The organism is Microbulbifer variabilis ATCC 700307, from assembly GCF_000380565.1.
Classification (GTDB): domain Bacteria; phylum Pseudomonadota; class Gammaproteobacteria; order Pseudomonadales; family Cellvibrionaceae; genus Microbulbifer; species Microbulbifer variabilis.
In genome coordinates this window covers 1-14,246 of record NZ_AQYJ01000018.1, presented here as the reverse complement: position 1 = coordinate 14,246, position 14,246 = coordinate 1, and the positions used below count along the sequence as shown (strand labels likewise).

Annotated in this window: 12 protein-coding genes and 1 tRNA gene; all 13 read left to right on the top strand. The window is 52.2% G+C overall.

Translation table 11 applies throughout. From position 1 onward, the window contains the following. Positions 1–8: 8 nt before the first annotated feature. The 13 genes from G367_RS0101530 to G367_RS0101470 all read left to right on the top strand — a co-directional run bounded on the left by G367_RS0101530 (position 9) and on the right by G367_RS0101470 (position 13,839). On the top strand, positions 9–2,012 hold the full coding sequence (locus tag G367_RS0101530) for a polysaccharide biosynthesis protein (protein WP_020411328.1): 2,004 nt from the start codon (positions 9–11) through the stop codon (positions 2,010–2,012). A gap of 559 nt (positions 2,013–2,571) precedes the next feature. After that, complete coding sequence (locus G367_RS0101525) at positions 2,572–3,087, top strand: CinA family protein (protein ID WP_020411327.1); 516 nt, start codon at positions 2,572–2,574, stop codon at positions 3,085–3,087. A gap of 172 nt (positions 3,088–3,259) precedes the next feature. Then, complete coding sequence (gene recA / locus G367_RS0101520) at positions 3,260–4,294, top strand: recombinase RecA (protein ID WP_020411326.1); 1,035 nt, start codon at positions 3,260–3,262, stop codon at positions 4,292–4,294. Further along, positions 4,295–4,780, top strand: a complete 486-nt coding sequence (locus G367_RS0101515; RefSeq protein WP_020411325.1) for a regulatory protein RecX — start codon at positions 4,295–4,297, stop codon at positions 4,778–4,780. It begins immediately after the preceding gene. A 96-nt stretch (positions 4,781–4,876) separates the two neighbouring features. Beyond that, positions 4,877–6,355 carry a glycerol kinase GlpK gene (gene glpK / locus G367_RS0101510; RefSeq protein ID WP_020411324.1) on the top strand — a complete coding sequence of 493 codons (1,479 nt, stop codon included), beginning with the start codon at positions 4,877–4,879 and terminating at the stop codon, positions 6,353–6,355. A 50-nt stretch (positions 6,356–6,405) separates the two neighbouring features. Beyond that, positions 6,406–7,425, top strand: coding sequence for a class I fructose-bisphosphate aldolase (locus G367_RS0101505; protein ID WP_020411323.1), 1,020 nt, complete (start codon positions 6,406–6,408; stop codon positions 7,423–7,425). 50 nt (positions 7,426–7,475) lie between these two features. Then, entirely contained in the window at positions 7,476–8,315 is an 840-nt protein-coding gene (locus G367_RS22845) for an alpha/beta hydrolase (RefSeq protein WP_020411322.1), read from the top strand. Positions 8,316–8,459: 144 nt separating this feature from the next. Then, positions 8,460–8,645 carry a Trm112 family protein gene (locus G367_RS0101495; RefSeq protein WP_020411321.1) on the top strand — a complete coding sequence of 62 codons (186 nt, stop codon included), beginning with the start codon at positions 8,460–8,462 and terminating at the stop codon, positions 8,643–8,645. A 4-nt stretch (positions 8,646–8,649) separates the two neighbouring features. Then, positions 8,650–8,997, top strand: coding sequence for a histidine triad nucleotide-binding protein (locus tag G367_RS0101490; protein WP_020411320.1), 348 nt, complete (start codon positions 8,650–8,652; stop codon positions 8,995–8,997). A gap of 72 nt (positions 8,998–9,069) precedes the next feature. After that, positions 9,070–11,682 carry an alanine--tRNA ligase gene (gene alaS / locus G367_RS0101485; protein WP_020411319.1) on the top strand — a complete coding sequence of 871 codons (2,613 nt, stop codon included), beginning with the start codon at positions 9,070–9,072 and terminating at the stop codon, positions 11,680–11,682. A 128-nt stretch (positions 11,683–11,810) separates the two neighbouring features. Then, positions 11,811–13,043, top strand: a complete 1,233-nt coding sequence (locus G367_RS0101480) for an aspartate kinase (RefSeq protein ID WP_020411318.1) — start codon at positions 11,811–11,813, stop codon at positions 13,041–13,043. 229 nt (positions 13,044–13,272) lie between these two features. Continuing rightward, a complete protein-coding gene (gene csrA / locus G367_RS0101475; protein ID WP_020411317.1) occupies positions 13,273–13,467 on the top strand; it encodes a carbon storage regulator CsrA in 195 nt (64 codons plus the stop codon). 282 nt (positions 13,468–13,749) lie between these two features. Further along, a tRNA-Ser gene (locus G367_RS0101470) sits at positions 13,750–13,839 on the top strand. Positions 13,840–14,246 lie beyond the last annotated feature (407 nt).

Sequence of the window (14,246 nt, the reverse complement as noted above, 5' to 3'; positions counted from 1 at the left end):
AAAGAATAATGGATAAGCTGCGCAACTGGCTACTGGGGCTGCCCCGTCGCAATAAACGCATCTTACAAGTGGTAACTGATGTTCTGCTAGTGTGGCTAGCTCTTTGGCTGGCTTTTGCAATTCGTTTGGGTTTGGATAAGCCTGTTAACCCCTTTGCTGAACACGCTTGGTTATTTATCAGTGCACCGTTAATCGCGATACCTATTTTTGTTAGGTTTGGGATGTATCGTGCGGTGATGCGCTATTTTGGCAAGGATGCGCTGATTAGCATCTTCAAAGCGGTAATGCTATCGGCTTTGGTACTTGCTTTAGTTGTTTACTTGAACCGCGAGCCACCGGTAAGAGTGCCTCGCTCGGTTGTGTTTATCTACTGCTGGCTAAGCCTATTGATGATTGGCGGCCTCAGGCTGGTCATGCGACAGTACTTTATGGGCGACTGGTATGTGGCTAGCCAGCAGGTGCCCTTTATCAATCGAGTCGACCATTTACCGAAGGTGGCCATCTATGGTGCCGGGGCCGCAGGTAACCAATTGGTAGCGGCATTGCGTATAGATCGGGTCATGCTGCCGGTGGCTTTTATCGATGATGATCGTGGCATTGCCAATCGGGTGATTGCGGGCTTACGGGTTTTCAAGCCCAAGAATATCCAACGGATGATTGAACAAACCGGAGCCGAAGAAATACTCCTGGCAATTCCGTCTGCCTCTCGTGCACGCCGGCGCGAGATACTCGAACTGCTTGAAAGTTTCCCTCTGCACGTACGCAGCGTGCCGGGTTTCATGGACTTGGCCAGCGGTCGGGTTAAGGTTGAAGATATCCAGGAAGTGGATGTTGCTGACTTACTTGGCCGCGATGCGGTGCCGCCACAGCAGGCTCTTTTTGAAAGATGTATTCGTGGTCATGTAGTGATGGTGACTGGCGCTGGAGGCTCGATTGGTTCGGAGTTGTGTCGTCAGATTGTAGCTACAGGTCCAACTACACTGCTGTTGTTTGAGCACAGTGAGTTTAACCTTTACAGCATCCATACAGAGTTGGAGCAGCGGATCCGACGTGAATCGTTGCCAGTGCGATTGGTACCGGTCCTTGGGTCTATCCGTAACCCAGGGCGCCTATTGGATCTGATGCGCTCCTGGGATGTGGCCACGGTGTATCATGCGGCGGCATATAAGCACGTCCCGATGGTTGAACATAATATTGCTGAGGGTGTGTTGAACAACGTGTTTGGCTCTCTGCATACCGCCCAGGCGGCGGTAAAAGCAGGAGTTGAACATTTTGTATTGATTTCTACTGACAAAGCGGTGCGCCCAACCAATGTGATGGGTAGCACTAAACGCCTTGCAGAAATGGTGCTACAGGCGCTGAGCCAAGAGCCCGCTCCTACGCTGTTCAATGATGGTGAAGCTGTAAACCAAGTCAATAAAACCCGTTTCACCATGGTTCGATTCGGCAATGTGCTGGGTTCATCGGGGTCGGTGATCCCGCGTTTTCGTGATCAGATTAAGCGTGGGGGTCCGGTAACGGTAACGCACCCAAATATTACCCGCTACTTTATGACGATACCTGAGGCTGCTCAGTTGGTTATTCAAGCTGGTGCGATGGGGCAGGGTGGAGATGTGTTTGTACTGGATATGGGCAGTCCAGTGAAAATTGCCGAGTTAGCAGAAAAGATGATCCACCTCAGCGGTTGCTCTGTACGCTCTGAGAAAGACCCACACGGTGATATTGCTATCGAATTTACCGGTTTGCGCCCAGGCGAAAAGCTTTATGAAGAACTTTTGATTGGTGACAACGTCAGCCCGACCGATCACCCAATGATTATGTGCGCGACAGAAGATCACTTGTCCTGGGAATCATTCAAGGCGGTGTTGGCCCAGCTACTTAGTGCGGTAGAGCGTGATGATTATGAGCGGGTACGCCAGCTACTGAGGGAAACTGTTTGTGGTTATATCCCGGAGGGCGAAATTGTAGATTGGGTTCATCAGAAGCGATGTGCGGAACCTGAGCTGGCTTAAATGGCTTGGGCAGCCAATATTTCGAACTTATTATAATTGAACCTGGGTTTAGCCCGACTTCAGATTTAACGATGGCGGAAGGTCTTTTTATTGCTGCTGTTCAAACCGGTTTGACAATAGATTCCGCCATGTCTAAATACTTCCAGCTCGAGCTTTATGTCCCCCGCTATATTTGAGCGCAAATGCTACATTGACCTCAAAAACTGAGTTTAATTTAATGGTTTGAGCAAAACCTGATTCCGCTCAATAACTGAATAACCTTGGGCCTGTAATTGTTTCAAGTTAGTGAGTTGGTCTCCTCCTTGGGGATAAGGCTCGCTGCTGGCTTTGAGCCTTCACTCTATGCGGTGAGTGTCGATTATGGTTATAAGGGATTGATCTCTCCGCACATAATTGAAAAGAGCCCTTCGAATAGTTCTGTCTCGCAGATGTGTGAAGCTAAGAGTGCTTCAGTCACATCCAAGGGTTAGGGCAATCTATATTCTGGTTCGCGCTCCTACAAAATTATGGTTTGTTCCTGCATAGGGGATGCCCTCGATTCATATTAACGGAAGGTACAATGATTGAGTGCGAAGAAATTACCCAGTTGGCGCAGCAATTGGGCGAAGAACTGGATAAACGTGCATGGCGAGTTACCGCTGCGGAGTCTTGCACTGGGGGGGCTGTTGCCGCAGCGATAACCGCTATTGCCGGGGCATCAAGTTGGTTTGACGGCTCTGTCGTGAGTTATGCCAACCGCATCAAACACAGCGTTCTGGGTGTAGATGTCAAGGATTTACAACAGTTTGGTGCTGTCAGTGAGCCGGTTGCCCGCCAGATGGCCTGTGGCGTGTTGGCAATGATGGATGCCAATCTATCTGTTGCAGTGAGTGGTATTGCCGGTCCCGATGGCGGTACTGAAGAGAAGCCTGTAGGTACCGTCTGGATTGCCTGGGCTCATGCCGATGGGCAGGAACCCGTGCAGATCGATGCCCGTTGCTTTCATTTTCAAGGCGATAGGGCTGAAGTACAGGCGCAGACTGTGAGAGAGGCAATCAAAGGTATGCTCGCTATCCTGGATGAGCATCCGGTTTAGGGCTGCAGGGGGTTACCTTGGCAATGTTAGGGCGAGCTTTGCAGCTGCCCAAAGCCCATAATTTGCGCGATGGTGACTGGTACCGGTTGTGCCGGAATTACTGGTTGCCTATACAGTAATCCTTCGTTAAGCTTGCCACCAATCAACACAGCTTAGCAATATGGGAATGGTCATGGATTCCAATAAAGACAAGGCGCTAAAGGCGGCGCTCTCGCAGATCGAACGCCAGTTTGGCAAAGGCACAGTGATGCGCATGGGAGATAAAGAGCGCGAGCGTATCCCGGCGATCTCAACTGGCTCCTTAGGTCTGGATGTGGCCCTGGGTATTGGTGGTCTGCCCCGCGGCCGTATTGTTGAGATCTATGGTCCTGAATCCTCAGGTAAAACTACCCTGACACTGCAAGTTATTGCTGAGGCGCAGCGCAAAGGTGGCACCTGCGCGTTTGTGGATGCTGAACATGCGCTCGACCCCATCTATGCAGAGAAGCTGGGTGTTAATGTTGACGAGCTGATCGTTTCCCAGCCGGATACCGGTGAGCAGGCTCTCGAAGTGGCCGATATGCTGGTACGCTCCGGTGCCGTGGACGTGCTGGTAGTGGACTCTGTGGCGGCCCTGACCCCGCGTGCAGAGATTGAGGGCGAGATGGGGGATTCCCACGTCGGCTTGCAGGCCCGCCTGATGTCCCAGGCTTTGCGCAAGCTGACCGGTAATATCAAGAACACCAATACTCTGGCAATTTTTATTAACCAGATCCGTATGAAGATCGGTGTGATGTTTGGTTCCCCGGAAACCACCACTGGTGGTAACGCGCTTAAGTTCTATTCTTCCGTGCGTCTGGATATCCGTCGTATCGGTTCCGTAAAGGACGGCGACGAGGTAGTGGGTAATGAGACTCGCGTAAAAGTTGTCAAAAATAAGGTGGCGCCCCCCTTCAAGCAGACTGAATTCCAGATCATGTATGGCGAAGGCATCAATATGGTTGGCGAGGTCGTCGACTATGGAGTGAAACTGGGCTTGGTTGACAAGGCTGGTGCCTGGTACAGCTATAAGGGCGAGAAGATTGGCCAGGGTAAGGCTAACGCCACAAAGTTCTTACGTGACAACCCGGATATCCGCAATGAGATTGAAGGGCAGCTGCGTGTGCAACTGCTGGGTGACCTGGTTCCGGCAAGCCCCGAAGAGGCAGTGGAACTCCCGGAAGAGTAAGTGCCTTATTCAAACACGGATTTCTCCGTTGATCCCGCTCAAGTGCTGTTCGGTGCGGCGCTTGAGTTACTTGCCCGTCGTGAGCATTCGCGCCATGAATTGAAGCAAAAGCTTGCGGGCAAGTTCCCCGGTGCCGATTTCGATGCTCTATTCGAGCGCTTGCAAACACTTAATTATCAGTCAGACCAGCGCTTTGCTGAAGTATTTGTCCGCGCTCGTGTTCAGCGTGGGCAGGGGCCTATGCGTATTCGTCAGGAGTTGCAGCAGCGGGGGATTCGAGGAGAGCTCGCGACCCATGCAATTGAGCAGCTGGAGGTTGATTGGTTTGAGCTTGCCCAGGAGCAGCTCCAGCGCAAATACCGTGCTCCTATCAATATAGCGCTGCCCAGAGACCAGCAAATGAAAGAGCGCGCAAGGCGCCAGCGCTATTTGGCGTATCGCGGTTTTCCCGCAGATGCTATCAGCTGGGCGCTAGACGGGAAGTAATCGGGCTTATACTCTCATGCATGATTGGGTCACGGTGGTATTGTTGCTGTCCGACCTGTGATGATGAAAGCAAGAATAATAAGCGCGAGACACCCTATGATCCTATCCATTGACCAGGGCACTACGGGCACTACGGCCTTTGTCTTTAATAGTAGCGGTGCTCTGGTTGGGCGCAGTTACTCTGAAATCCCCAACTACTACCCTAAACCCGGTTGGGTTGAGCAGAATGCCGAAGAGATTTGGCAGGTGACGCAGCGGGTTTGCGCGGCAGCTCTGCAACGCGCCGGCATCCGCGCGTCCGATGTTGAGGCAGTGGGTATTACCAATCAGCGTGAAACTACAGTTCTGTGGGACCGGCATACCGGCGAGCCGGTGCACCCCGCCATTGTATGGCAGTGCCGTCGCTCCGCAGAAATCTGCCAGGAGTTAGCTGCTGCAGAAAAATCTGATTGGCTGCGCGAACGAAGTGGATTGCTGTTGGATGCCTATTTCTCCGCAAGCAAATTGCTGTGGATTTTCCGTGCACAGCCACAGCTGCTGGAGCGCGCTCATCGCGGAGACCTGTGTTTCGGCACAGTAGATAGCTGGCTGGTGTGGAAAATGAGCGGTGGCCGCGCACACTTGACTGATCACACCAATGCCAGTCGCACCCTATTTTACAACCTGGAACAAAAGCGCTGGGATCCGGAATTGCTGGCTCTCTTTGGTTGTCCAGAGTCTATCCTGCCGGAAATCCGGCCTTCTGCCGGTCATTTTACCGATACCGATCCTGAGGCGTTCATTGGGGCAAGCGCACCTATTTGTGGTGTGGCCGGCGATCAGCAGGCAGCGTTGTTTGGTCAGGGCTGTCTCCGTCCCGGGGAGATCAAAAATACTTATGGTACTGGCTGTTTTATGCTGGCTTTTGCTGGTGAGAAGCGACCGAAGCCATCTCCGGGGCTGCTCGCCACTATTGCCTGTGATATCAGCGGTGCCCCTGCTTATGCAGTTGAGGGGTCGGTATTTACCGCGGGGTCTGCGATCCAATGGCTACGTGATGAGATGGGCTTGATTCAGCAGGCAGTGGATACAGAGGTGATTGCGCAGAGTATTCCTGATACCCGTGGAGTTTACCTGGTGCCCGCGTTCAGTGGCCTCGGTGCTCCTCATTGGGACCCATCAGCGAGGGGCACTGTGTGCGGCTTGAGTCGCGGCGCTGGCCGGGCAGAAATAGTGCGCGCTACGCTTGAATCTATCGCCTATCAGAGTGATGAGTTGGCGCGCTTGATGGAGGGGGCTCTCGGGGTATCCATTAGCCATATGCGAGTGGATGGTGGGGCATGCGCAAATAATTTCCTGATGCAGTTTCAGGCAGATATTTCTGCGTTGCGGGTTGAGCGGCCAAAACAAATCGAGTCTACAGCCATCGGCGCTGCTCTTCTGGCGGGTATTGGTAGTGGTCTGTGGCACTTTGACAAGTTGCCGGAATGTTTGAGGGAGATTGAGCGAGATTTTATGCCCTCTATGGCTGCTTCAGAAAGGAAATCGCGGTTGGCCGGCTGGCAACGGGCAGTTGCCGCGTGTAAGGCATTTTAGTTAGGCCAATAATTTTTCAAGATGGGCTTTCGGCACAGGGAGGTGGCCAAATGGCGGTTTGGGAGGAGTTGCAGGCAACAGTTGATGCATTGGTGGATGGTCGCAGGGGAATTCTCGCTGCAGATGAGAGCAGTGGCACTATTGCCAAGCGTTTCAACACGATTGGGGTGGAGTCCACCGAGCAGAGTCGACGGGATTACCGTGCGGCCCTGCTAGAGGCAAAGGGCCTGGGAGATTTTATCAGTGGGGTAATTCTGTTTGAGGAGACGCTTGGTCAATGCAGTGCTAATGGCAAACTTTTGGCACAGGTGGCTGCGAATCAAAAGGTTGTCCCCGGGATTAAGGTCGACAAGGGAAAAGGGCCATTGGCTGGTGCTGCGGGGGATATGATTACATATGGCCTGGATGGACTTGCCGAACGACTGCGCGAGTACAAAAAGCAGGGAGCTCGATTTGCCAAGTGGCGTGAAGTCTATCCAGTTAGTCCACACAATCCCACCGAGCTCGGGCTACAGGCCAATGCCGAAATGTTGGCCCGTTACGCAGCTGTGTGTCAGGCCGAGGGCGTGGTGCCAATTGTGGAGCCGGAAGTTCTCATGGATGGGGATCACAGCATTGAGCGTTGTGCCGAAGTTAATGAACAAGTTTGGCATACTGTTTTTCATGCGCTGTATCGTCATGGCGTCACTCTTGAATTGATGTTACTGAAGCCCAGCATGGTCATACCTGGGGCGCAATCGGCACGAGCGGAGCCGCAGCAGGTTGCGGAATACACCCTGCGAAGTTTACGTCGGTCAGTGCCAGCAGCCGTACCGAGCATAAACTTCCTCTCTGGTGGCCAGGGGAACGAAGAGGCTTCTGCAAATCTCAACGCGTTGAACAAGATAAATAATGCACCTTGGCAACTGAGCTTTTCCTACGGCCGGGCGTTGCAGCAGCCAGCATTGGCAGCTTGGGCGGGGCGCTCTGAAAATATTGCCAAAGCACAGGGTGCGTTACTCAAGCGGGCACGCCTTAACCATTTGGCCATGTTGGGACAGTACTGCAGCAGTCTGGAGCGGGAGAGCTGACAGTTGCCGAATGGCCCAAGCTACAACAATAAGGAAAATAAGGAGGGGCAATGGAGTTTGTAACCAGAAATGTAAGCCTGCACTACCGCCGTTGGTGGGTTGAGAAAGCGCTTGGGGTAGTAGTTATTTCCCACGGCTTGGGTGAGCATAGCGGCCGCTACACCATGCTGGCCCAATATCTGAATCGTGCCGGGTTCAGCGTCTACGCCCCCGATCATTATGGTCATGGGTTATCGGATGGAAAAAGGGGGCATATTGATGATTTCTCCCTTTATTGCGAGGACCTGCATGAATTTATTTGTTTGGTCAAAAGTGGTAACCCCGATACAAGTGTGCATCTGTTGGGCCATAGTATGGGGGCGGTAGTGGCCTGCGGCAGCGCTATTCGGTATGGTTTCGTGGACAGTGTGATCCTGTCTGCGCCTGGATTTCGCGGAGCTAAAGAGCCCGCTGGCCTGGAGCTGTGGCTGGTAATGATGCTGGCCAAATTATTTCCGAAGCTTGTACTTTCCAGTCGAATTGATGACAAGTGGTTGAGCAGGGATGTTTCTATTGTCGAAACCTATCGCAATGATGAGCTTGCCCACCACGGGGTTTCCCTGCGTTGGTTTGAAAGCTTTCTCCAGGAGAGGACGTTTCTGTCAGCTAATCTGGAGCGGCTGCTTACACCCTGCTTAATGCTGCTGCCGGAATCGGATCGTTTGGTGGATGTAGAGCTGAGTCGGGAGTGGTTTGGTCGAATGGGTTCGACCAATAAAAGGCTTCACTGTTTTCCGGCAGCTTACCACGAGCTGTTCAACGAGGTGGAGGAGGGGCGTCTAGCCCGTGATTTACTACTGGGCCACCTAAACTCCATTTTGCCAGCCTCAAACCCTGTCATCTCTGGATAAAAATAGGTAAAGATGGGTTAAAACGGGGAAATCTGTTGGCTTAAGCAGAGGTGAATACCGTGAAAAACCCCATGAAGCATTGTATGATACGCGGTCATTTTTGCCCTCCGGAAGTTGTGTCGGGGGGAAATAGTGGGGTGGAACATGGATAAGAAGTTGCTGAGCCTATTAGTGTGTCCTGTAAGTAAGGCACCGCTTGAGTACCGCGAAGATACCCAGGAGCTGGTTTGTCGAGCCAGTGGCTTGGCCTATCCGGTTAGGGACGGGATTCCGGTGATGCTGGAATCTGAAGCGCGTCAGCTGACAGCTGAGGAAAAGCTGGAAAAATAAGCCAATGGGTGAACCCAGCGTTTTCAGTCAAATAATCTCGGGCGATATCCCGGCCGAGAAAATCTACGAGGATGACCTTTGTGTCGTTATTGAGGATCGGGCGCCACAAGCCCCGACCCATCTCCTCATTATCCCGCGCAAACCTCTAGTTAATCTGTCCGATGCCAAAAGCGAAGACAAAGGTCTACTCGGCCACCTGATGTGGGTGGCAGCCGAGCTGGGCCGGCGCTTGCGACTCGAGGGCTTTCGGCTGGTGGTTAACAATGGCCGTAGTGCGGGGCAGACCGTATTTCACCTGCATGTTCACCTGCTGGCTCAAAAGAAGATGCCCGAACAAGGGCTTGCGCAGTAGCAGGACAGACGTGGCACCGCGTCATCGGTGTCGTTCACATAACTTTCAACTAACGAAGTGGAATTACGCCGGATGAAAAGCGCACAGATTCGCGACGCCTTTCTGAATTACTTTGCCGAGCAGGGCCATACTGTGGTGCCGTCGAGCTCTCTGGTTCCGGGCAATGACCCGACCCTGCTATTCACCAATGCCGGCATGGTGCAGTTTAAGGACACCTTCCTCGGTCAGGAAAAGCGTCCTTACAATCGGGCCGCTAGCTCCCAGCGCTGTGTGCGTGCCGGAGGCAAGCACAATGACCTGGAGAATGTGGGCTATACCGCGCGCCATCACACCTTCTTTGAAATGTTGGGCAACTTCAGTTTTGGCGATTATTTCAAGCGTGAAGCCATCCGCTTTGCCTGGGATTTCCTCACAAAAGTACTGGGTCTGCCCGAAGAGCGCCTGTGGGTGACTGTTCATATCAGCGATGATGAGGCCGCTGATATCTGGTTAAAAGAAGTGGGCGTTAGCGCAGAGCGTTTTTCTCGCCTCGATGAGGACAACTTCTGGCAAATGGGCGATACAGGTCCTTGTGGGCCCAGCTCAGAAATTTTCTACGATCACGGTGCCGATGTTCCCGGTGGCCCCCCAGGTTCCGATAACGACGATCTCGACCGCTATATTGAGATTTGGAACCTGGTATTTATGCAGTACGAGCGCACTGCTGATGGCGAACTGCACCCACTGCCCAAGCCCTCCGTAGATACAGGCATGGGTTTGGAACGTATTGCCGCGGTTATGCAAAGCGTGCACTCAAATTATGAAATTGATCTTTTCCAGGCGCTGCTTAAAGCTGCTAGTGAAATAGTCTCCTGCAAGAACCTCGAAGAAAAATCCCTGCGTGTCATTGCAGACCATATTCGCTCTTGCTCCTTCCTGATTGCTGATGGGGTGATGCCATCCAATGAGGGGCGGGGTTTTGTGTTGCGTCGCATTATCCGTCGTGCTGTGCGTCATGGTCACAAACTCGGCCATAAAGAGGTGTTCTTTTTTAAGTTAGTGGAAGCCCTGACTGAGCAAATGGGTGATGCTTATCCTGAGTTGCGTGAGAAGCAAGAGCTTATTGAGCGGGCTCTACGTAAAGAGGAAGAGCAGTTTGCCAAAACCCTGGACAAAGGGATGGCTCTGCTGGAGAGTGCGCTGGCCTCCCTGGAAGATAGCGAGATTCCTGGTGAGCTGGTGTTTACTTTACATGATACTTATGGCTTCCCCACCGACCTGACTCAGGATATTGCCCGAGAGCGTGGTTTGTCACTGGATATGGCAGGTTATGAGGCTGCGATGGAAGCCCAGCGCGAACGTGCGCGCGCAGCAGGTAAATTCAAGCAGGACTATACCGAGGTTCTGGATCTGGAAGGTGTGACAGAGTTCCTCGGTTACGAAACAACTGAGGCGCGGGGCAGGGTTATCGCTATCGTCAAAGGTAGCGAGCAAGTCGAGCGCCTGGAGGAAGGTGAAGAAGGTGCGGTGATTCTCGACCGCACCCCGTTTTATGCCGAGTCTGGAGGCCAGGCTGGCGATAGTGGCTATCTCAGTTCAACAGCTGGCCGTTTTGAGGTTCGTGATTGTACCAAGCAGGGCGGCCACCACTTGCACACCGGTAAAATGTTGCAGGGTGTCATCACTATTGGTGATCAAATTTCTGCCAAGGTGTCTGCAGAAGTGCGCCAGGCAACCGCACTGAATCACTCCGCCACCCACCTGCTGCACGCTGCTCTGCGCAAAGTGTTGGGCGAGCATGTTACGCAAAAGGGGTCGCTGGTGGACTCCGAGCGCCTTCGTTTCGATTTCTCTCATCCAGAGGCTGTTACCAATAAGCAGCTGCATGCCATTGAATCCCTGGTGAATGCCCAGGTTCGCGCCAATACTCCGGTTGATACTTGCGAAACCGATATTGAGTCTGCCAAGGAAATGGGGGCAATGGCCCTGTTCGGTGAGAAATATGGCGATACAGTTCGTGTTCTTTCCATGGGAGAGACTGAAACTGGCGCTTTTTCTGTTGAGTTATGCGGCGGGACTCATGTCAAGCGCACCGGTGATATAGGTCTTCTGCGCATTGTGAGTGAGAGCGGTATCGCCTCCGGTCAACGCCGCATTGAAGCCGTGACTGGCGCACATGCGCTGTCATTGTTCGATCAAACCCAGCAGCGTCTTGAACATATTGCAGCACTTCTCAAGGCGCGCCCGGATAGCCTTGCCGATAAAGTTGAGCAGCTATTGCTTAACAACCGCAAACTGGAGAAGGAAATTGGTCAGCTTAAGACCAAATTGGCCAGTGGTGCCGGAGGTGATCTCTCTGCTCAAGCGGTGGAAATTGCTGGCTTCAAGTTATTGGCGGCGTCTGTTGATGGCGCAGACCCTAAATCCCTGCGAGACCTGGCTGACCAGATGAAAAACAAGCTTGGTAGTGGTGTTGTCCTGCTTGCAGCACCTGGTGAGGATAAGGTGGCTCTGGTAGCGGCAGTAACCAAGGACCTGACAGATCGCCTGTCAGCGGGGGATCTTATGCGCTTTGCCGCTGCCAAGCTTGGTGGTAAGGGCGGTGGCCGTAAGGATATGGCACAGGGGGGCGGAACTGATGTTTCCGCCCTGGCGGGTATGTTGCAGGAGGTGCCCACATGGGTTGAGGGCTCCCTCAGCAGCTGATTTCGGTAAAAACGGCGCCAGAAGTCGTATGTGAAGTTGATTTCACCGAAGTTTGGTGATTAAGTGCGCGCCTGCATGAGTCAGAGCAGTGCGTGTACTTGGCCAGGGGCTAAGGAAACACAAAGATTATGAGTTTGTTCGTGCAGAAATACGGTGGAACCTCTGTAGGCTCGATAGAGCGTATAGAGGCTGTCGCTGATAAAGTAGCCGCGTTCCGCGCCAAAGGGCATGGCTTGGTTGTGGTGCTTTCTGCCATGAGTGGAGAGACCAACCGCCTGATTGATTTGGCATATCAGATCCAGGAAAAACCCGATCCCCGCGAGCTGGATGTGCTGGTGTCTACCGGTGAGCAGGTCACCATTGCGCTATTGAGCATGGCTCTGAAGAAACGTGGCTATGATGCCTGCTCCTATACCGGGGGGCAGGTCAAGATCCTCACGGACAACGCCCATACCAAAGCACGTATCCAGCGTATTGATGTTGAACGCATGCGCGCTGACCTGGATAACGGCAAAGTAATTGTAGTAGCCGGCTTCCAGGGGGTAGATGATGATGGAAATATCACTACTTTGGGGCGTGGTGGTTCAGATACCACGGGCGTGGCTCTCGCTGCAGCGCTTGATGCCACTGAGTGCCAGATTTATACGGATGTTGATGGGGTCTACACCACTGATCCACGAGTGGTGGATAGTGCGCGTCGTATGGATCGGATTACGTTTGAGGAAATGCTGGAGATGGCGAGTCTTGGCTCAAAGGTCCTGCAGATCCGCGCCGTAGAGTTTGCCGGTAAATACAAGGTTCCGCTGCGCGTACTTTCAACTTTTGAAGAGGGTGAAGGAACCCTGATTAGTCTGGATGAGGAAAACAACGAGATGGAACAACCCGTCGTATCTGGTATCGCATTCAACCGTGATGAAGCCAAGCTAACTATTCGCGGTGTTCCGGATACCCCCGGGGTTGCCTGCCGTATTCTTGCACCAGTTGGCCGCGAAAATATTGAAGTGGACGTGATCGTGCAAAACATCAGCGCGGTTGATGGAACTACAGACTTTACTTTTACTGTGCATCGAAATGATCTGCATAAAGCGCGTGATGTTCTGGAGCGTGTTTCGGCGGAACTTGGCGCACGCGAAGTGATCACAGACGACAAGATTGCCAAAGTATCAATTGTCGGCGTGGGAATGCGTTCCCATGCGAACGTGGCCAGTCGTATGTTTAGTGCTCTGGGTGAAGACAATATCAATATTCAGATGATCACCACATCTGAAATAAAGATATCGGTGATTATCGATGAGCGCTACCTCGAGCTTGCTGTGCGTGCCTTGCATAGTGAATTTGAGCTCTCTGATAAACAGAGATGAAATAAACGCTATAACCGGAGCTAAGGCGGCAAGAGCCACCCATTTCGATTCAGTTGCTTGGCATTACATCCAACCTGTTGAGATTTTGTTCGACTGGTCAATACTGAATAGTGTGATGGGTAGTTTTTGACCTTTTTGCACCGCCATCCGGTTAAGATGACCAAATAAGAGCAGCGTCAGGAAAACACCGGCCGCTCTTTATCACAGGATGATCAAGGAGAAGTAGGTAATGTTGATTTTAACCCGCCGAATTGGCGAAACGCTGATGGTTGGCGACAATGTCACGGTTACCGTGCTGGGGGTGAAGGGCAATCAGGTGCGTATTGGTGTTAATGCGCCAAAGGAAGTCGCCGTGCACCGCGAAGAAATTTACCAGCGTATCCAGCGTGAAAAGCAATCCTCTGAGGAGGGTGGTAACGACTAGACGCACAGTTTCCCTAAAAAGGCCGGTAACCCGGCCTTTTTTTATTTTTGAATCTTCTCCTCAAAAGAAGTGCTTGGCGGGAAAGTCGTTTTTTTGGCCGTGTTGTCTAAAAGGTGTTCGATAAGACAAAAAAGTGCAAAAAGTTATTGATTCCCCATTGCTTTTTGTCGGGCCGTTGGTATTATGCCGCCCACTTTCAGCGAGCAACCAGTTAGGTTGTTGAGTAGAAAAAACCTCCTAAAAGAGGTTTTTCGGAAGAAGAGTTTCGAAGCAAATTAAAAAGGTGAGATGGCCGAGTGGCTGAAGGCGCGCCCCTGCTAAGGGCGTATGGGTTAACACTCATCGAGGGTTCGAATCCCTCTCTCACCGCCATTTAAAAGGCCCTCTGAAAAGAAGGTCTGCGGCCCCAAAAAATAATTTTTGAGGCGCTTGCAAAAGGAAGTGGCGAAGCTATAATGCGCGCCACTTCAAGCAGGGGCGGAAACAACCTTGCCGGGATTTGAAAAGCGCTTTGAGCGGTTCAAATCACCGAAAAAAAGCTGCAAAAAATCACTTGATTCAGCAGCCCGGATGTGTAGAATACGCGTCCCGCAGTTAGAGCCGAGCGCTCAACTGAGTTGTTTAAAAATTCGATCAAGCAATATGTGTGGGTGCTTACGGAGTGATGAATCGATACATCTAGCTTCGGCTAGAAAAAGATTTATCGGAAGTAAGTAACTCGAACAATTCGATTTACGTTTTATTCCGAGCAAGACTTAAGTCTGATCGAGAGCCATATT

Excerpts from the sequence above, each read along its gene's own strand:
- G367_RS0101530 (WP_020411328.1), top strand. The coding sequence starts at position 9 with ATGGATAAGCTGCGCAACTGGCTACTGGGGCTGCCCCGTCGCAATAAA.
- G367_RS0101525 (WP_020411327.1), top strand. The coding sequence starts at position 2,572 with ATGATTGAGTGCGAAGAAATTACCCAGTTGGCGCAGCAATTGGGCGAA.
- recA (WP_020411326.1), top strand. The coding sequence starts at position 3,260 with ATGGATTCCAATAAAGACAAGGCGCTAAAGGCGGCGCTCTCGCAGATC.
- glpK (WP_020411324.1), top strand. The coding sequence starts at position 4,877 with ATGATCCTATCCATTGACCAGGGCACTACGGGCACTACGGCCTTTGTC.
- G367_RS0101505 (WP_020411323.1), top strand. The coding sequence starts at position 6,406 with ATGGCGGTTTGGGAGGAGTTGCAGGCAACAGTTGATGCATTGGTGGAT.
- G367_RS22845 (WP_020411322.1), top strand. The coding sequence starts at position 7,476 with ATGGAGTTTGTAACCAGAAATGTAAGCCTGCACTACCGCCGTTGGTGG.
- G367_RS0101495 (WP_020411321.1), top strand. The coding sequence starts at position 8,460 with ATGGATAAGAAGTTGCTGAGCCTATTAGTGTGTCCTGTAAGTAAGGCA.
- G367_RS0101490 (WP_020411320.1), top strand. The coding sequence starts at position 8,650 with ATGGGTGAACCCAGCGTTTTCAGTCAAATAATCTCGGGCGATATCCCG.
- alaS (WP_020411319.1), top strand. The coding sequence starts at position 9,070 with ATGAAAAGCGCACAGATTCGCGACGCCTTTCTGAATTACTTTGCCGAG.
- G367_RS0101480 (WP_020411318.1), top strand. The coding sequence starts at position 11,811 with ATGAGTTTGTTCGTGCAGAAATACGGTGGAACCTCTGTAGGCTCGATA.
- csrA (WP_020411317.1), top strand. The coding sequence starts at position 13,273 with ATGTTGATTTTAACCCGCCGAATTGGCGAAACGCTGATGGTTGGCGAC.